The organism is Microbacterium sp. ER1 (assembly GCF_023383675.1).
Lineage (GTDB): Bacteria > Actinomycetota > Actinomycetes > Actinomycetales > Microbacteriaceae > Microbacterium.
The window spans coordinates 1-257 of the sequence record NZ_QCXO01000065.1 but is presented as its reverse complement, the minus strand read 5'-3'; the positions used below and the strand labels follow the sequence as shown (position 1 = coordinate 257).

1 protein-coding gene is annotated in these 257 nt (G+C 77.4%); it reads right to left on the bottom strand.

Annotated elements, in window-relative coordinates; all coding sequences use genetic code 11:
• The coding region (locus BV453_RS01775) for a hypothetical protein (protein ID WP_249520730.1) at positions 1–257 on the bottom strand (257 nt) is incomplete at both ends.

The window sequence follows — 257 nt, the reverse complement described above, 5'->3', positions numbered from 1 at the left end:
ACCACACCACTCCCGCGCCGGCACGGCCACGACGGCGGCCAGCGCCAGCAGGACCCGGCGCCACCGGGACGCGGCCCCCAGTCCGGGCCCGGCCGGCGCGGGAGTGGTGTGGTGGCGCCGCACCCGCACCTCGGCGGCCGCCAGCACGAGCATGCCCAGCAGGAATGGTCCCGTCGTGACCAGTGCCGACGCCAAGGTCCGGGCCGCCGCGCCGTCACCGGCAACCAGCAGGAACCCGCCCGTCGACAGGATCAGGG